Origin of the sequence: Alteromonas sp. BMJM2 (assembly GCF_027257845.1) — a bacterium.
Taxonomy (GTDB): domain Bacteria; phylum Pseudomonadota; class Gammaproteobacteria; order Enterobacterales; family Alteromonadaceae; genus Alteromonas.
The window spans coordinates 1-18438 of the sequence record NZ_JAPVOT010000031.1 but is presented as its reverse complement, the minus strand read 5'-3'; the positions used below and the strand labels follow the sequence as shown (position 1 = coordinate 18438).

16 protein-coding genes are annotated in these 18438 nt (G+C 43.4%); 12 read left to right on the top strand and 4 right to left on the bottom strand.

What is annotated here, in order from left to right; translation table 11 throughout:
- Positions 1–146: 146 nt before the first annotated feature.
- Genes def through trkA form a run of 4 tightly spaced genes read left to right on the top strand, consistent with a single transcriptional unit; the run spans position 147 to position 4344 of the window.
- Positions 147–656: a peptide deformylase gene (gene def, locus O9X84_RS18705; protein ID WP_269521184.1), complete on the top strand. Its 510-nt coding sequence runs from the start codon at positions 147–149 to the stop codon at positions 654–656.
- 8 nt (positions 657–664) lie between these two features.
- Positions 665–1621, top strand: coding sequence for a methionyl-tRNA formyltransferase (fmt, locus tag O9X84_RS18700; protein ID WP_269521183.1), 957 nt, complete (start codon positions 665–667; stop codon positions 1619–1621).
- Positions 1618–2946: a 16S rRNA (cytosine(967)-C(5))-methyltransferase RsmB gene (gene rsmB / locus O9X84_RS18695; protein ID WP_269521182.1), complete on the top strand. Its 1329-nt coding sequence runs from the start codon at positions 1618–1620 to the stop codon at positions 2944–2946. The genes fmt and rsmB overlap by 4 nt, the downstream gene beginning before the upstream one ends.
- Positions 2947–2964: 18 nt before the next feature.
- The gene (gene trkA, locus O9X84_RS18690) at positions 2965–4344 is read left to right on the top strand and encodes a Trk system potassium transporter TrkA (RefSeq protein WP_269521181.1); all 1380 of its coding nucleotides are present in this window, start codon (positions 2965–2967) and stop codon (positions 4342–4344) included.
- 54 nt (positions 4345–4398) lie between these two features.
- Here the strand turns inward: trkA and O9X84_RS18685 are convergent, their stop codons facing one another.
- Both O9X84_RS18685 and elbB read right to left on the bottom strand, forming a co-directional pair.
- Complete coding sequence (locus O9X84_RS18685; protein WP_163107578.1) at positions 4399–5850, bottom strand: TrkH family potassium uptake protein; 1452 nt, start codon at positions 5848–5850, stop codon at positions 4399–4401.
- Between the two features lie 146 nt (positions 5851–5996).
- Positions 5997–6650, bottom strand: coding sequence for an isoprenoid biosynthesis glyoxalase ElbB (elbB, locus tag O9X84_RS18680; RefSeq protein ID WP_269521180.1), 654 nt, complete (start codon positions 6648–6650; stop codon positions 5997–5999).
- A 409-nt stretch (positions 6651–7059) separates the two neighbouring features.
- Between elbB and polA the strand changes: the two genes are divergently transcribed.
- On the top strand, positions 7060–9858 hold the full coding sequence (gene polA / locus O9X84_RS18675; RefSeq protein WP_269521179.1) for a DNA polymerase I: 2799 nt from the start codon (positions 7060–7062) through the stop codon (positions 9856–9858).
- Positions 9859–10265: 407 nt separating this feature from the next.
- On the opposite strand, the gene yihA is transcribed toward polA, so the two are convergent.
- Positions 10266–10895 carry a ribosome biogenesis GTP-binding protein YihA/YsxC gene (gene yihA, locus O9X84_RS18670; RefSeq protein WP_269521178.1) on the bottom strand — a complete coding sequence of 210 codons (630 nt, stop codon included), beginning with the start codon at positions 10893–10895 and terminating at the stop codon, positions 10266–10268.
- Positions 10896–11068: 173 nt separating this feature from the next.
- Here yihA and O9X84_RS18665 point away from each other — a divergent pair, with 173 nt between their 5' ends.
- The 4 genes from O9X84_RS18665 (at position 11069) to O9X84_RS18650 (ending at position 13748) form a co-directional block, all read left to right on the top strand.
- Positions 11069–11692 carry a c-type cytochrome gene (locus O9X84_RS18665; protein WP_269521177.1) on the top strand — a complete coding sequence of 208 codons (624 nt, stop codon included), beginning with the start codon at positions 11069–11071 and terminating at the stop codon, positions 11690–11692.
- Between the two features lie 396 nt (positions 11693–12088).
- Positions 12089–12721 (top strand): class I SAM-dependent methyltransferase, encoded by a 633-nt coding sequence (locus tag O9X84_RS18660; protein ID WP_269521176.1) that lies wholly within the window; start codon positions 12089–12091, stop codon positions 12719–12721.
- A gap of 53 nt (positions 12722–12774) precedes the next feature.
- The gene (yihI, locus tag O9X84_RS18655; protein WP_269521175.1) at positions 12775–13281 is read left to right on the top strand and encodes a Der GTPase-activating protein YihI; all 507 of its coding nucleotides are present in this window, start codon (positions 12775–12777) and stop codon (positions 13279–13281) included.
- Positions 13282–13295: 14 nt separating this feature from the next.
- Positions 13296–13748 (top strand): DUF2489 domain-containing protein, encoded by a 453-nt coding sequence (locus tag O9X84_RS18650; protein WP_269521174.1) that lies wholly within the window; start codon positions 13296–13298, stop codon positions 13746–13748.
- 223 nt (positions 13749–13971) lie between these two features.
- On the opposite strand, the gene O9X84_RS18645 is transcribed toward O9X84_RS18650, so the two are convergent.
- Positions 13972–14568: a DNA-3-methyladenine glycosylase I gene (locus O9X84_RS18645; RefSeq protein ID WP_269521195.1), complete on the bottom strand. Its 597-nt coding sequence runs from the start codon at positions 14566–14568 to the stop codon at positions 13972–13974.
- 131 nt (positions 14569–14699) lie between these two features.
- Between O9X84_RS18645 and glyQ the strand changes: the two genes are divergently transcribed.
- From glyQ to O9X84_RS18630, 3 genes are all read left to right on the top strand, one after another.
- Positions 14700–15605 carry a glycine--tRNA ligase subunit alpha gene (gene glyQ, locus O9X84_RS18640; RefSeq protein ID WP_269521173.1) on the top strand — a complete coding sequence of 302 codons (906 nt, stop codon included), beginning with the start codon at positions 14700–14702 and terminating at the stop codon, positions 15603–15605.
- Positions 15606–15607: 2 nt separating this feature from the next.
- Entirely contained in the window at positions 15608–17686 is a 2079-nt protein-coding gene (gene glyS, locus O9X84_RS18635) for a glycine--tRNA ligase subunit beta (protein ID WP_269521172.1), read from the top strand.
- 83 nt (positions 17687–17769) lie between these two features.
- Positions 17770–18228, top strand: coding sequence for a hypothetical protein (locus tag O9X84_RS18630; protein ID WP_269521171.1), 459 nt, complete (start codon positions 17770–17772; stop codon positions 18226–18228).
- The last annotated feature ends 210 nt before the right edge of the window (positions 18229–18438 follow it).

The following is an 18438-nucleotide window of genomic DNA, read 5'->3' as shown; positions in this document are numbered from 1 at the left end:
TAGACATATTCTTAAAGGACTTCGACAAAAAATTGCACTAAAGCCCATGTTATACGTTAGAATAATTGTTATGTACGCACATAAAAGTGCATTGGTAAATAGTTCGTATATAAATTTATACAGCGAAAAGGCAAAGTAAGCGACAAATGGCAATATTAGATGTATTAAGTTTTCCAGATGAGCGTCTTCGCACGGTAGCAAAACCGGTAGATAGCGTTAACGATGAAATTAAGCAACTCGTTGCGGATATGTTCGAAACGATGAAAGACGAAAAAGGCATTGGCCTAGCGGCTACTCAGGTAGATCGTCACGTTCGTGTAGTGGTTATGGATGTATCGGAAGAGCAAAACGAGCCACGGGTTTTCATCAACCCTGAAATCACGCGTAAAGAAGGCGAGACCATAAGCGAAGAGGGCTGTCTTTCTGTGCCGGGCAACTATGCAAAAGTTGAACGTGCAGAAGCTATCACAGTGAAGGCACTTGACGAAAATGGTGACGCATTTGAATTAGAGGCTGAGGGTCTGTTAGCAATTTGCATACAGCATGAACTCGATCACTTGAAAGGCATTCTTTTCATCGATTATCTCTCGCCGCTAAAGCGTCAGCGTATTCGCAAAAAGCTTGAAAAAGAAGCCCGATTAGCAGCGAAAGCTTAAGGAAAATCGTGACAGCGCCACTTAACGTTATTTTTGCCGGTACACCGGATTTTGCAGCTAAACACTTGTCGGCATTGATTGACAGTGAGCACAATATTATCGCCGCTTATACGCAACCAGACCGCCCTGCCGGTCGAGGAAAAAAACTCACTGCAAGCCCGGTAAAGCAATTAGCCCAAGAGCACAACATACCCGTTTACCAACCAGTCTCCTTAAAAGATGACGAAGCGCAGCAAACGCTTTGCGCACTTGATGCCGATATTATGGTGGTTGTTGCTTACGGATTGTTACTGCCAAAAATAATCTTAGATGCGCCCAGACTAGGCTGCATTAATGTTCACGGCTCTATTTTGCCTAAGTGGCGTGGTGCCGCACCAATACAGCGAGCAATTTGGGCAGGTGACGCCGAAACAGGCGTTACCATTATGCAAATGGACGAAGGTTTAGATACCGGCGACATGTTGCATATAGCCAAGCTACCTATCACCTTTGAAGATACTAGCGCAACGATGTACGACAAACTTGCCGAACTTGGCCCTAAAGCCCTAGTTGACGTTTTAAACAACATTGAATCGCTAATTCCTCAAAAGCAAGATGATGCGCTTGCGACCCACGCGAAAAAGCTATCTAAAGAAGAAGCCTTGATTAAATGGGAAGACAGCGCAGAGCAAATTGAAAGAAATATCAGAGCGTTTAATCCTTGGCCAGTGGCGTGGATGAAGGTTGAAGATCAGAATATCAAAGTATGGGAAGCGCATGTAACACCGCTTATCAATAACGCCTTCCCTGGTACTATTGTTAACTCCAGTAAAGAGGGAATAACAGTAGCGACAGGGAAAGATGCGCTCACAATCACACTCCTGCAGATTCCAGGTAAAAAGCCCTTGCCCGCGGCTGATGTCATTAACGCACGCAAAGCGTGGTTCGAAACAGGCCGCTCATTGCGTCAAGAGAGCGATAAGTGAAGCCCCTTCCGCTACCTAAACAAAAGAACCTGCGTGCAGATTGCGCATGGGTTATCTATCAAATACTAGAGCAAGGCAAGTCTTCTCGAGACTGCTTAGAGCGTGTGCAGCGGCGGCACAACGCTAGAGACAATGCGTGGCTTCAAGAGATGTCACTGGGTGTAATGCGAAAACTTCCCGTACTGCAATACTGGCTAAGAACATTGCTCGACCGCCCTCTAAAGGGTAACAAAAAGGTGATAGAGCACCTTATTATGCTGGGGTTATACCAACTCGCCTTTTCAAGAGTCAGTAAGCATGCCGCTGTTGGGGAAACCGTCGCAGCAGCATCATACTTAGGAGGCACTGGCTTAAAAGGGTTGGTAAACGCAGTACTGCGAAACTTTCAACGTGAAGAACTCATCGACAAGGCTATAGACGATCCTATTATCAATAGCGGCATGCCTAAATGGCTTTATAAAGCCATAGAGAGCGCATACCAAGATGATGCAGATACTGTTCGCCAGTCAACTAATGAAATGGCGCCTATATGGCTTAGGGTAAACACCCAGCAAATTGAACGTGATGAATTTGCAACACTGTTAACCCGGGCCAATATTGAGTTTTCGTTTAGTGATTCCCACCCTGATGGCGTTGTATTAAAGTCGCGAGAAGATATCACTGCACTGCCTGGTTTCGACAAAGGTTTTTTTGCCGTGCAAGATGGCGCCGCACAGTTAGCCGCTCGCTATTTAGACCCGCAAAATGGGGAAAGAATTTTAGACTGTTGTGCTGCTCCAGGTGGAAAGACAGGTCATATTGCCGAACGAGCACCGAAACTATCCTATTGTTTAGCATTAGATGCTGATGAAAAACGACTGCAACGAGTACATGAAAATATGACGCGTTTGAAACATAACGTCGACATAAAGCAAGGTGACGCAACCCATCCATCACAGTGGTGGGATGGAATTCCTTTCGATCGTATTTTGTTAGATGCTCCCTGCTCAGCTACCGGTGTTATCCGTCGTCATCCTGATATTAGGTGGCTTAGAAAGTCCAGTGATATAGACAACTTAGCGACATTACAGCGAGACATACTCGATGCGCTTTGGACAACATTAAAACCGGGTGGAACCATGCTTTATGCCACCTGCTCTATTTTGCCACAAGAAAACAAAGAGCAAATTAAACGCTTTGTTGCAGAAACAAATGACGCAACATTAGTTCCTCTTATTAAAACAGAAACCAGTGAAAATCCGGGTCGCCAAATTCTACCAGGCGAACAACAAATGGATGGTTTCTATTATGCGAGGCTGGTAAAGTCGTCTGGCGAATCGGTGTAATAAGGCAAAGTAATAACGATGAAAATCATCATTTTGGGTGCGGGTCAGGTCGGTGGAACACTAGCCGAAAATTTGGTGGGTGAAAATAACGAGATTACAGTTATTGACTCCGACCCTAATATTCTTCGCTCGCTCCAAGATAGACTCGATTTGCAAGTAGTTACCGGCGTAGGCTCTCATCCAGACGTACTGCGCAGTGCGGGTGCTGAAGACGCCGATATGCTCATTGCTGTAACGAACAGTGATGAAAGTAACATGTTAGCGTGTCAGGTTGCCTATAGCCTGTTTAAAACCCCCACAAAAATCGCCCGAGTTCGCTCTGAGCAGTACATCATTTATCAAGCACAACTTTACAAGCAACAAGATATTCCCGTTGACCACATCATTGCACCCGAACAACTCGTCACCAAAGCCATTAAACGGTTAATTGATTATCCTGGTGCGCTTCAGGTTGTAGAATTTGCTGAAGGTAAAGCAAGTCTTGTTGCGGTAAAAGCCTATTACGGCGGTTTATTAGTTGGGCATGCATTATCAGCTCTTAAAGACCATATGCCGAATGTGGAAACAAGAGTAGCGGCTATATACCGTCGTGGACGTCCTATACGCCCATTAGGTACCACGGTGATAGAAGCAGATGATGAAGTGTTCTTTATTGCTGCAACGAAACACATTCGGGCCGTAATGAGCGAACTACAAAAGCTTGAGTCTAGCTATAAACGCATCATGATTGCAGGTGGCGGGCTTATTGGCGCTGGGCTGGCAAAAAAGCTTGAGCATAACCATAACGTTAAGCTCATCGAGTTTAGCCCTGAGCGGGCCAAATACTTAGCTGCACATCTTGATAAAACTATCGTATTTAGCGGTGATGCGTCAGATCCAGAGTTACTTGGTGAAGAGAACATTGAACAGGTTGACGCCTTTATTGCCGTTACCAACGACGATGAAGCCAATATTATGTCAGCCATGCTCGCCAAGCGCATGGGTGCTAAAAAGGCAATGGTGCTGATACAGCGAGGAGCCTATGTTGACCTTGTGCAAGGTGGTGAAATTGATATCGCCTTTTCTCCCCAGCAAGCCACTATTTCAGCTCTACTTACCCACGTAAGGCGTGGCGACATAGTGAACGTTTACTCACTACGTAGAGGCGCTGCCGAGGCAATCGAAGCCATCGCTCATGGTGATGAAAATACATCTAAGGTGGTGGGTAAACAGATAGGCGATATTAAGTTACCGCCTGGCACAACCATTGGCGCGGTGGTAAGAGACGAGCAAGTGATTATTGCCCACAGCGACACAAAAATTGAAGCTAACGATCACATCATTTTGTTCTTAGTTGATAAAAAGTATATCGGTGATGTTGAAAAGCTGTTTCAGCCTAGTGCTTTTTTCTTTGGCTAGTGCTAGTAAATACAAGTTATTGTTTGTTAGTGCGGATAAACACGTATTGCAACGTTAGCTTCGCCAAAACGTAGGCGAGAACAGCACAAGCAACGAGAATACTTCTAAACGTCCAAATACCATTGCCAATACAAGTAGCCACTTGCCTCCATCCGTGACATCAGCATAGTTTGCCGCAACGCTGCCTAAGCCTGGTCCAAGGTTATTTAGCATTGCTGCTGTCGCTGTAAACGCACTTAAATTATCTAAGCCCGTGGCGATTAACCCTATCATGATAAGTACAAACACAATGGCATAGGCAGAGAAGAATCCCCACACCGCTTCTACCACCTTATCAGGCATGGCTCTGTCACCAAACTTAACTGCATACACTGCTTTGGGGTGGATAAGCCTGTCAACTTCACGCCTGCCTTGTAAGAACAGTAAACAAACACGTACTACTTTTAGTCCGCCACCGGTTGAGCTAGCGCAACCTCCTATAAAGCTTGAAAAAATCAGCATTATAGGTAGGAACGTAGGCCATACCGAGAAATCTGTGGTTGCAAAACCTGCTGTAGTACTGATTGAAACGGCCTGAATCATGGCTTGATCAAGGGCCGTTTCCGCTGAACTGTAGTATCCAGAAAGCGTGAGAACCAAAAAGCAGATAGAAATAAGCGAAGCCTGGATGATAAAAAAGGCTTTGAACTCAGGATCTTTAAAATAGCCTCGCATAGAGCGAGAGCTTACCGCGGCGTAGTGAAGTGAAAAGTTAAGCGCTGCAATAAGTAGGAATACGGTACACACCACATTAACCATTGGGCTTGAAAAATAGCCTAAACTGGCATCGTGGTTTGAAAACCCGCCAATGGCGACCGTAGAAAACGCATGGCATATGGCATCAAACACATTCATTCCAGCAAGCCAATATGCACCGGCACACGCAATAGTAATTGATAAATAGATGTACCAAAGATGCTTTGCAGTATCAGCAATACGCGGGGTCATTTTGTTGTCTTTTACCGGACCAGGTGTTTCAGCACGGTATAGCTGCATGCCACCAACACCTAAAATAGGCAGTATCGCAACGGCCAGTACAATGATCCCCATTCCACCAAGCCATTGAAGCTGCTGACGATAGAACTGAACGGAATGCGGCAGAAAATCTATACCCTCTATTACCGTAGCGCCCGTTGTGGTTAATCCAGAAAACGACTCGAAAAACGCGTCGGTCACCGTCATGCTGGGTTGTTCGAGCAATATTAGAGGTATAGCACCAACACTCGCCAGCACCGACCAAAACAGTGCCACAATCAAAAAGCCCTCTCTGGCTCGTAAGTCATTCTTCTGTTGTCTATTGGGGTACCACAACGCCATACCACCCACGACGCATAGGATAAAAGCAAGCGTAAATGGAAGCCCGCTACCGTCTTGGTAAATAAGAGACACAATACCGGGGGGGATCATTGTGACGCTGAATAACGCAATGAGTAACCCTAAAATACGAACGATGGCACGGTAGTGCATTTTATTATGCCTTTCTTTTTATGATGGCTTACGATGTTAAGTCGCGAATAAATAACAGAAAACGAAATACGCTATATCGCCGATTATAGGGCTATATGACTTAGGGAGAAACGATTTGTTTTCTCCCTGTTTCTAATTTTTCTCGGTTACTTCATTCCAAGTACCGTTTTTACCATTTTTGAAATACTGCGGTGAGCTTGTGACACATTTTCTGCAAGCATGTAAGCTGGCGTAGTCACCAGTTTTACATCATTGTCGATTACAACGTCATCTACATCACAGTCAACGTGGGAAGCACCAAGTGCATTTAGCCCTTTTGCCGTTCCTTTGTCGTTGCCGATAGTCAGTTTTACGCCGTTACCGTAGACTTTTGCAGCAAGTGCAGGTGCAATACATGCATATGCGGCTGGCTTTCTGGCTTTTGCAAATGCCTGACATACCGTCAATACATCTTCATTAAATGAACAATCGGCACCATCTACAGCAAACGTACATAGATTTTTTGCAGCGCCAAACCCACCGGGTAAGACTAACACATCAAATTCATCGACATTGCATTCAGTTAACGGCTTTATGTCGCCCCGAGTAATGCGCGCGGACTCAATCAATACGTTTCGGGTCTCGCCCTCAACCACATCGCCGGTTAAGTGATTAATTACATGTAGCTGATCTACATTCGGCGCAAAGCACTGATATGACGCTCCTTCTAATTCAATAGCAAGCAAAGTGAGTACGGCTTCTTGTAACTCTGCGCCGTCATAGACACCACTACCACTTAGAATCACAGCAACTTGCTTCATATTTTTCCTCCAGACTAGGTCGTTCATGACTTATGCAATTTTTGGCTATAAAACAACCAAAATTTTTAAAAAAGTTCTTAACATTACGTATATGCTTTGTAAATTCTTATGCTACATTATTGCGCTGATTTGGTTAAACGAAATATCACGTACACCAAGTTATCCACATAAAATGGAATGTTCTGTAGCAGGTATGCTGTGTTCTCATCATTGCTTCATTCCCTTATTTTTCTTGCATTCAGCCTTGATCTTTTATTTTTACATGATCAATTGGATCAGTGTGCCTGAATATTTAGATCACAAAGTTATCCACAGCCCACTGTCCTAGTTATCTGTCAGCCCTATATGGCGATCTTTCCCTTCCTGTGGCATCCTTGCGATCATTATCTATGTTGGAAAGTTATCCTCTATGCCTGAATCTAAAAAGTCTCCTTTTATCCTCGTTGACGGTTCTTCTTATCTATTTCGAGCCTTCCATGGGCTGCCGCCGCTAACAAACTCTAAAGGGCAAGATACTGGCGCCATTTATGGCGTGGTAAATATGCTCAAAAGCCTTATCAAACAATATAACCCAACCCATATGGCGGTAATATTTGATGCAAAGGGTAAAACATTTAGAGACGATATTTACGCTGAATATAAAGCTAATCGCCCTCCTATGCCGGACGAGCTAAGAAGTCAGATAGCACCTCTGCACACTATTATTAAAGCAATGGGGCTACCGGTAATTGTTGAATCGGGTGTTGAGGCCGATGACGTTATCGGCACTCTGGCTAAACACGCAACCGAGAAAGGCATAGATACGGTTATCAGTACTGGTGACAAAGACATGGCGCAGTTGGTCAATCAACATGTCACGCTTATTAATACCATGACAAATCAGGCAATGGATATTGAGGGCGTTAATACCAAGTTTGGTATTCCTCCCGATCTGGTTATTGATTTCTTAGCATTGAAGGGCGACAAAGTAGATAATATTCCAGGCGTGCCGGGCGTTGGTGACAAAAGCGCTCAAGCGCTACTTAACGGCATCGGTGGTATCGATGAGATATACAAGAACTTGGATAAGATTGCCGATCTGTCTTTTCGAGGCAGCAAAACCATGGCTGCTAAAATGTCGGAATATGAAGAGCAAGCTAGGCTGTCATATACGTTAGCAACTATCAGTATAGATTTAGATCTCGATTACGATGTAGAAGCGTTAATGCCAACGTCGGCAGATAATGAAACCCTGCGCGATCTATTTGCAGAATATGAATTTAAACGATGGCATTCAGAGGTTAGCGCACTTTTAAGCGCGGGTGATGCCCAGCCATCCGATGCATCTAAAAACGACGCGTCTGACTCTTCTGTTGATGCATCAGAAAGCGCTTTCTCAGGCGATGCGCAAATCGATCGATCTCAATATGAGATTGTTTTTACAGAAGAACAATTTACCGCATGGGTGCAAAAGCTAAAACAAGCAAAGCTGTTTGCATTTGATACTGAAACCACGAGCCTCAGCTATATGGATGCTGAAATTGTTGGTGTTTCTTTTTGTATAGAGCCGGGCAAAGCTGCCTATGTGCCTGTGGCCCATGACTACCCAGATGCACCAGATCAGCTATCTAGAGATTATGTCCTTGAAACGCTCAAGCCTATCCTAGAGTCTCCATCTTCTATTAAAGTTGGCCAGCATATTAAATACGATAAGAATGTACTGGCCAATTATGACATTACGCTTAATGGAATTGGCTTTGACACCATGCTAGAAAGTTACATGCTCAATAGCACGGCGCAGCGACACGATATGGACTCGTTAGCACTAGCCTACTTAGGCCATAAAACGATTCATTTTGAAGACATCGCCGGTAAAGGAGCTAAGCAACTTACGTTCAATCAAATTAACTTAGACGAAGCTGGACCATACGCGGCAGAAGATGCCGATATTACCCTTCGTCTTCACCATGCTATTTGGGAGAAGCTTGAGCCAATTGATTCGTTAAAGCGTCTGCTTATTGATGTTGAAGTGCCCTTAGCATGTGTACTTTCCCGCATGGAACAACAGGGCGTGTTAATTGATAGCCAACAGTTGAGTCAACAAAGCCAAGACCTGGCAACTCGCATTGCAGAATTAGAAAAAGAAGTTCACGAAGAAGCAGGCGAAACATTTAACTTAGGTTCTACAAAACAGCTGCAGCATATTCTTTTTGAGAAGATGTCGTTGCCTATTGTTAAGAAAACGCCAAAAGGAGCGCCTTCAACTTCTGAGGATGTTTTACAAGAACTTGCATTAGAATATCCCTTACCTCAGAAAATTATGGAGTACAGAGGGTTAACTAAGCTCAAAAATACGTATACCGATAAGCTTCCGAAAATGATTAACCATCGTACTGGCAGAGTTCACACGTCGTATCATCAAGCAGTGACAGCCACAGGTCGCCTATCCTCTACCGATCCTAATTTACAAAATATTCCTATTCGAAATGAAGCCGGTCGCCGCGTTAGACAAGCTTTCGTGCCAAGAAAAGGCAACAAGATAGTCGCAGCCGATTATTCACAAATAGAGCTTCGTATTATGGCGCACCTGTCAAAAGACAAAGGCTTACTTGATGCGTTTGCGAATGGAAAGGATATACATAAAGCAACCGCTGCCGAAGTATTCGGCATTGCCCTTGACGATGTTACCACGCAGCAGCGTAGAAGTGCCAAAGCCATTAATTTTGGTTTGATTTACGGCATGAGTGCATTCGGGTTAGCCAAACAGCTTAATATTCCGCGCCACGAAGCACAGAAATATATGGACCTATATTTTGAGCGCTACCCTGGGGTACTCGATTATATGGACAGTACTCGAGAAAGTGCTAAGGAAAAAGGTTACGTTGAAACTGTGTTTGGTCGACGCTTATATCTTCCAGATATTAAAGCAAGCAATGGCGCCCGAAGAAAAGGGGCTGAGAGAGCGGCTATCAATGCACCAATGCAAGGTACAGCGGCTGACGTCATAAAGATGGCCATGATAAAAGTGGACGATTGGATTGCGAAAAACGCCAGTAACGACGTCACTATGATGATGCAGGTGCACGATGAACTGGTATTTGAAATAAAAGAAGACAAAATTGATGATTATGTCAGCACCATAAAAACTCTAATGGAAAGTGCTGCAACGCTAAATGTGCCGCTGGATGTTGAGGTAGGTATTGGTGAAAACTGGGATGAAGCTCATTAATTGGGCACAGACTCTTTGATCAATTCAGTAATTCGATTACAGCTTAATTAATTAAGTTGTATGTAATTTATCCACATTTGGTAATTAAATTACAATTTACACTTGCCTTTTTGTGCTCTTGTTGTAACATTACATATGTAGGGTACAGAGGTGAGAAAGCTGTTTTCAAACCTTTGCTTTAACCCCGGTCATTTACCGGGGTTTTTTTATGCCTGTTGAAAAGTGCCACAAATGAAAGGCGCCACAAAGAAATTCTGGTAGTAACGGAAGCGCAGGCAGAATTAGCATTTTTATTTATTTTCTACTTATTCTGAACTTTTCGTTTTTCACCCACTCTATATCTTCGGTTTTTATGTGTTTTCTCTCATTCAATGCCTCGTTTTTTAGCGAGGCATTTTTTTTGCTTTTTATTCAGCAGCCAAAGCTTCATCATCGTCAGAAGTAGTGCGACCAAGCCACATATCTAGCTTCTTTTCTAGCTCAGGCAGACCATGACGGTTTAAGGAAGAAAACGTATTAACCGTTACATCTCCCATAAATGCTAACGCCGCTTCCTGTGCCATCATCAATTGAGCTTTACGCTTACCCGACTTAAGTTTATCGGCTTTAGTCAGTAAAGCGAGTACTGGAATACCAGCATCTACGGCCCAATGAATTAAGTCTTGGTCTAAATCTTTGAACGGATGACGAATATCCATTAAAACAACTAACCCTTTTAATGATTTGCGCTTTTGCAGATATTCTCCAAGGGACTTCTGCCATTTGAGTTTCGTCGCCATGGGCACTTTTGCGAACCCATAGCCCGGCAAATCCACAAGACGCAGATTATCATCCAATTCAAACACGTTAATTAGCTGCGTTCTTCCTGGGGTTTTACTCGTTCTTGCCAAGTTTTTTTGGCGGGTTAATGTGTTTAGCGCGCTGGACTTACCGGCATTTGAGCGACCGGCAAATGCAACCTCTATCCCAGAATCATCTTTTAAGTGACGAATATCAGGTGCGCTGGTAAAGAACTTTGCTTTGGTGTAATACGACATCTAGACTTACCTCCACATGCGTCATAACGTCTGGTTTACAGCTTTTTAATGTTAAAACAGACCAAAACCCTTAGATTTATCATGGAATAGGTTTTTCTGACGCGTTAAATGTGTAAAATACGGATTATATCACGTATCTAACGTGAGCCGTTGGAACCATTAAGAGATTATTTATGAAAAAACTGTGTTTGTTGGTTTGTATATCACTGGGTCTTAGCGCTACAGCAGTAGCACAAGGCGATGCGGAAGCGGGTAAAGCGAAGTCAGCAGTCTGTGCGGCCTGCCACGGCCCTGATGGCAATAGTATGATTGACATGAATCCTAAGCTTGCTGGGCAACATGAAAAATATCTGGTTAAACAACTTACCGAATTCAAACTTGCTTCTCAGACGGGTGGCGAGGAAGGCCGTAACAACGCGGTAATGAATGGTATGGCAGCCCCTCTTTCAACACAAGACATGGAAGACTTAGCTGCGTACTTCTCAAGTCAAGAAGCCACGCCTGGCGAAACGCCAGAGCAATACATCGAAGCTGGAAAAGCAATGTACCAAGGTGGAGACGAAGAGCGAGGCATTACAGCGTGTATCGCTTGTCACGGACCACAGGGTAACGGAATGGCGTTAGCTGGTTTTCCTGATATCAGTGGACAGCACGCAACATACACTGCATCTCAGTTAAAGTCTTTTCGTTCAGGGCAGCGCCATAACGATATGAACGGCATGATGCGTGATATCGCAATGAAATTAACTGACGAAGATATTGAGATATTGTCGAACTATATCTCTGGCTTACATTAAATTTTACAAAAACCTCTGTCGTTGTTAAATTTTTGTTACTTAAAAAGTTGTATTTCAGAATTATTAGTGTAATCTAACGGCTTAGTTTGTTGTTGCCCTTGTAGGCTTACAAACTAAAAAACAACAATAATAATAATAAAATACTCCATGGATGATTGGATAAAGCGCCAAGAAGGCCAAAAACAAAAATAGCGCTCTGCTAAAAAAAATAATAAGGGGAGCACTGCTAGGGAAGCACAAAACACAAAGATGTGTAAGTAACGGGAGAGGTGTCATCTGACACTCATTCAAAATAAGGTGATGGTGCAAACCATCGCCTTTTTTTCTTTTTATTTCCTAAGCTTTTATTTGGTAATATCTCTTACAGCATTAATAACAGCGTTTCACTAAAATCATATGCGATGTCCTCTGTGCTCTACTTCCGCTATAATTTCTTATTTTACAGACAAGAAAAGGCCGTATTTACAATGCAGTGAATGTGATCTTGTATTTGTACATCCTGACTTTCTGCCTAATGCACATATCGAAAAAAGTGAATATGACAAGCACGAAAACAGTTTTTACGATGAAGGCTATAAACAGTTTCTAGGAAAACTTCTAACCCCGCTTCTATCACTTATCAATACTGGCGAAAAAGCATTGGATTTTGGATGTGGGCCAGCAGCGGTACTTGCAAAAATGTTAGAAGATGAGGGATTAGATGTCGACATCTATGATCCCTTCTATGCCCCCTTTGAAGAGGTGTTAAACCGCAGCTTTGACGTCATAACATGTACCGAAGCAATAGAACACTTTCACCGCCCTTCAAAAGAATGGGCTATGATAACGGGCATGCTAAATCCTAATGGTATTCTGGCCATTATGACAAAAAGGGTGATTGATAAAGAACGGTTTGCAACGTGGCATTATAAGAACGATCCAACGCATGTGAGCTTTTTCAGTGAACGTACCTTTTCTTATCTTGCTCGACGTGATGATTTTGATATCAAATTCCCCAGTAGTGATGTCGTTTTGATGAGGAAGCTTTAAGCAATTCGCGCTATAATAGAGAAGTCTTTTACACATTCTCTTATTTGGAATATATGTCACGTTCAAAAAAATCCCGTAAAGTTGGCCTTATCGGCGTTCGTAAAGATCCAGACTTTAAGCCTAGCGAAAATCGAAAATCTGATACTCCACGCCCTAAAAAGCACAAAGGCAAGCCAGCAGGCAACCGTCATAATGTTGAACAGGGGAAAGCGGGTGGCGGAAAAGCTAGCGAGAAGAAAGATCCTCGTTTAGGCAGTAAAAAACCCATCGCTTTAATCAAAGCGAAAGGTGTTGCGCCAACACCTATTGAAAAGAAAAAGTATGCTACGCCTGCGCAAGAACTTGCCGCCTTAGAAGCGGATCAACGTCTCGCCGATTTGTTAGATAACCTAGATGCAGATAAAAAGCTTACTAGAGAACAGCAGCGTTATGTTGATGAGAAGATGGCTCGACATCGCATACTGTGCGACTTACTTGGCATTGTCGATGAAGACGATGAAGAAGAGAGCGATCCGTTTGATGAGTTAGACGCTATTAAGATTGACGACTTTAAGAACTAGAACGGGATATTTCAATGCTGTGGGTAGTACTAACTGGTGTAGCACTAGTAGTTATTTTGGGCCTTGGTGTTTACGCAGGTAAATTGCTATTTTTGCTTAAACAGCAAGGTATTCGTCAGGATAAGGCCAAAAATTCACGTATAAGCAGCATAACTGAAAGCGTGATACTTATCGCAAAGGCGATGGAGCAGCAGCAGTGCGACTTATCTGAGGGCGTTATACGTATTGTTAACTTACTCAACGCGTTACCACTGAACGAGCCACCAGATTTTAAAGCAACCTATCCGCATACGTATGCTTTGTTTGTAGAGATAAGTGGTTTTGCCGTGTTAGAAGCAAGACAAAAGCTAACAAAACAAGAGCGTAGAAAGCAAGATCAAGCAAGGGAGCAAATAGAATCTGAATACGAGTCGAAAGTGTTAGATGAACTGCCCAAGCTCAAACAATACTGTGAGTCACTTGCGTGAGTATTCTTTATATAGCTACTAAGTTATAGCTATTTAGCTATACAAATACTTAGCTGGCTATTCACCAACTAACAAAAGCGCGACTTATAAAAAGCAGTATTGGTGTACTGCTTTTTTTGTGTCCGAGAATACATTTGTAGTTTTAGTGGCTTGTTTGAACTGCTCAACTAAAAAACCTTGTATCTCTTACTGGATGGATATTCCTTACTGTAGAAGCCTTACCTTACGTCACACTCTTTATGGCAAGCTTTGTGGTTGCTTCATAGCAATGACAGCCTTTCTCATGATCGTTCACCATTCCAACTGCCTGCATAAATGCATAACAAATAGTTTCACCAACAAAGTTAAAGCCCGCCTTTTTCAGTGATTTTGACATTGCTTTAGACTCTTCTGTCGATGTTGGAATATCATCATGAGACTGCCAATTATTCACCAGTGTCTTTCCATCTGTAAATTGCCAAATATACTGATTAAAAGGCTGTGATTTTTCTATCTCCAAAAAGGCTTTTGCATTTCGAATGATAGACTTAATTTTTAGCCTGTTTCTAACGATGCCTGTATTTAGCATTAATTTTTCCACGTCGTCATCGGTCATACCTGCAATAGCACTTGGCTCAAAATTGTAAAAGGCGCGCTCATAGTTTTTTTGCTTCTTGAGAATGGTAAGCCAAGATAAGCCCGCTTGTTGGCCGTCGAGGCACAATTTAGCAAATAACGCATGACTATTGGTTTCTGGAACCCCCCACTCATTGTCGTGATACGCTTGGTAAAGAGGATCATCATTCACCCACGCACACCGCTTTACTGCGTTACTTACCATCAAATATTAAATCCTTGTTGTAATACCGGCTTTCTAGGCTTTTTTTCACCCGTTACACCTACATACTCCGCGTCACAAATTGTATACTAAGCCATCTTTTTTTTGACAGCTAACTAATAAGCAGCGGATGTATGCAGAAATACGATATTAAAACCTTTCAAGGGTTAATTCTAGCGCTTCAAGACTACTGGGCGCGTCAAGGCTGCGTAATAATTCAGCCTTTAGATATGGAAGTGGGTGCCGGCACATTTCACCCTATGACATTCCTACGCTCGCTAGGCCCTGAGCCAATGAGCAGTGCTTATGTTCAGCCGTGTCGCCGACCTACTGACGGTCGCTATGGTGAGAACCCGAATCGTCTTCAGCACTACTATCAGTTTCAAGTAATGCTTAAGCCTTCACCAGATAATATTCAAGAATTGTATCTAGGCTCTTTGAAAGAGTTAGGCTTTGATCCGCTTGTCCACGACATTCGCTTTGTTGAGGACAACTGGGAGTCACCCACTCTTGGGGCATGGGGATTAGGATGGGAAGTATGGCTCAACGGTATGGAAGTGACTCAGTTTACTTACTTTCAACAAGTTGGCGGTATAGAGTGTAAGCCTGTTACTGGTGAAATCACTTATGGTCTGGAGCGCTTAGCCATGTATGTTCAGGGAGTAGATAGTATTTACGATCTTGTATGGACCAATGGCCCTCTTGGCAAAGTTACCTACGGCGATGTGTTCCATCAAAACGAAGTTGAGCAATCAACGTATAATTTTGAACATGCCAATGTAGATGCATTATTTAGAACGTTTGACGAGTGCGAAGCGCAAAGCGAAATTTTGATTGAAAACAACCTTCCTCTTCCGGCCTACGAGCAGGTAATGAAAGCTTCCCATGCCTTTAACCTTTTAGATGCACGTCATGCTATATCGGTAACAGAGAGGCAGCGTTATATTCTACGGGTACGTGCGTTGGCAAAAGCCTGCGCTGAAAGTTATTACCAAGCTCGCGAAGCATTAGGCTTTCCGCTTTGCAACAAGGAGGCATAGGCGTGCGTACGGAAAATTGTTTAGTTGAATTAGGAACTGAAGAGCTACCACCAAAGGCACTTAAAACACTTGGTGAAGCATTTGCTCAACAGTTTGAATTAGCACTTACCAGTGCCAACCTTCCTTTTGGTTCAGTAATCTGGTTCGCCGCGCCTAGGCGTTTAGCGGTTTATATTTCTGACTTGGCAGAAGGTCAAGAAGACAAAGTCGTAGAAAAAAGAGGCCCTGCGGTAAGCGCTGCATTCGATGCAGATGGCAACCCCACTAAAGCGGCACAAGGCTGGGCACGTGGCAACGGAATTGACGTTGCTAATGCAGAGCGTCTGGTTACAGACAAAGGCGAATGGTTGCTGCATAAGGCACACGTTCCAGGTCAAAGTGTAAGCACCCTTCTTGAGGGCTTAGTCAATCAGGCGGTGAGCAAACTACCTATTCCAAAGCCTATGCGCTGGGGTAGTCATAGCACGCAATTCATTCGCCCTGTCCATACGCTGTGCGTACTTTATGGCAGCGAAGTCATCAATATCAACACCCTTGGTTTAGCAAGCAGCAGAACTGTACAGGGCCACCGTTTCCACGGCGAAGCTCGATTTGAACTTGATCATGCTGATAATTATGCGACGGCACTTGAGGCGCAATATGTCATTGCAGACTTTGAAGCGCGTAAAGCGAAGACTCGTCAACAGTTAGAAGATAAGGCTGCAGCGTTATCCCTAAAGCCTGACTATGATGAAGCTTTATTGGAAGAGATTGCTTCACTCGTTGAATGGCCAGTGGTCATGCAGGCAGGGTTTGACGAGGGCTTCCTTGCGGTACCAAAAGAAGCGCTCATCTATACGATGAAAGACGATCAGAAATATGTACCTCTTCTTAACGCCAATGGCGACTTGGTGAATACCTTCTTATTTGTGAGTAATATTGAAAGTACCGATCCTATCCAGGTCATTTCAGGCAATGAAAAGGTTATCCGCCCTCGCCTTGCTGATGCCGAGTTCTTCTATAACAGCGATAGAAAAGTATCCTTAGAGAGCCGTCTCGATAGCCTAAGCACCGTGCTATTTCAAAAGCAGCTTGGCACGCTTAAAGAAAAATCAGAGCGCATCTCTGTGCTGTCTGGCTTTATTGCAGCACAAATAGATGCAGACGAAGCACATGCGACTCGAGCCGGACTGCTAGCTAAAGCCGACCTCATGTCTAACATGGTTATGGAATTTCCAGACGTACAAGGCGTAATGGGTAAATACTATGCCTTAAACGACAATGAGCACTCTGACGTTGCACAAGCCCTTTATGAACAGTATATGCCTCGTTTCGCCGGTGATACTCTTCCGAGTAACGGCGTTAGCGCGTCGGTAGCGCTTGCTGATAAGCTAGATACGCTAGTTGGTATATTTGGTATTGGTCAGCTGCCTAAAGGTGATAAAGACCCATTTGCCCTTCGTCGCGCGGCCATTGGTGTACTGCGTATTATCACTGAGTTATCACTTCCACTTGATTTAACTACCCTAGTAACAAAATCAATTGAAGTTTATGGCAAAAAACTTTCAAATGACAAAACACAATCACAGGTTGTAGATTTTGTTCTTGGTCGTTTTACAGCGTTACTTCAGGATAAGCAGATAGCGATTGATGTTATTCAGTCGGTCGCGGCAAGACGCCCTACTAAACCAGCTGACTATCTTGCGCGAATTAATGCCGTGGCTCTATTTAAATCGTTAGATGAGTCTGAAGCTCTAGCGGCAGCAAATAAACGCGTAGCGAATATTCTGGCAAAGCAACATGTTGATATTGACGCTACAGTACATATCAATGATGCCCTTCTTTCAGAAGCATCAGAAAAAGCGTTATTTGAAGCATTGACTGAGTCAGAAAAGAAAGTGAGTGAAGCGCTTGGTTCGCAAGATTACACGGCTATTCTTACAACTCTTGCAACGCTACGTGTCGCTATCGATGGTTTCTTCGATAACGTTATGGTTATGGCAGAAGACGAAGCGGTTAAGAAAAACAGACTTGCGTTGTTGACGCTTTTAAGGCAACTTTTCCTTACTACCGCAGATATATCTATACTTGCGAAGTCTTAGGCTAAATTTATGAGGTAACCATCACCTCATAGAATAAAATGAAAAGCCCGACTGTGTTGGGCTTTTTTTTATTTGGAGTATTAGTGAAAAAGTTATTATCAGTTTTATTGTGCTGCCTCACACTCACAGCATGTTCAAGTAAAGGTGGGTTTAGCATACCAGAGCTTCCCTCGTCATCTCCCGCTTTAGAATTTGAAAACATGTACCTTAGAGGTGTCTTCAATTGGTGGGAAGCTGACCCGAGCTATAGGTTTGCTCGCGACGGTTTCGAAAATAGTGAAGCGGTGTGGAAAGTGGAAGTTGAGTTGATTGCAGATGGTCAGCCTTATGACTTCAGACTGTCTGATGATAAATGGACGCCCTCACAGAGCTGTGGCGGCAAATATAAAGGTCAGCCTGTGATGTTAGGCACAACAGTTTACTTAGCCTGTGAGCAAGGTTCAGAGAACCTGCAATTCACACCGTCGTCTACTGGCATGTATCGGTTTACAATACACAGTGCCGGGGCAAAAGAAGTGGCACTCAAAGTGACTAAGATTTAGTTAATGTGTGGCTAAAAAATCGATCTATCACGCTTTTTTAGCAGCTTATCAAATTATTTTTTTCACAAAAAAGGCGATTTTAATGAAGTGACCCCCAATAGTTGGACTATCCAATTACTGGGGGTCTTTTTATGTCCAAACATCACAGAGCATTTAAGTTAAAGCTAGCGCGACTAGCGCAAGAAGAGAGTTCAGGAGTCTTAGGTTCAA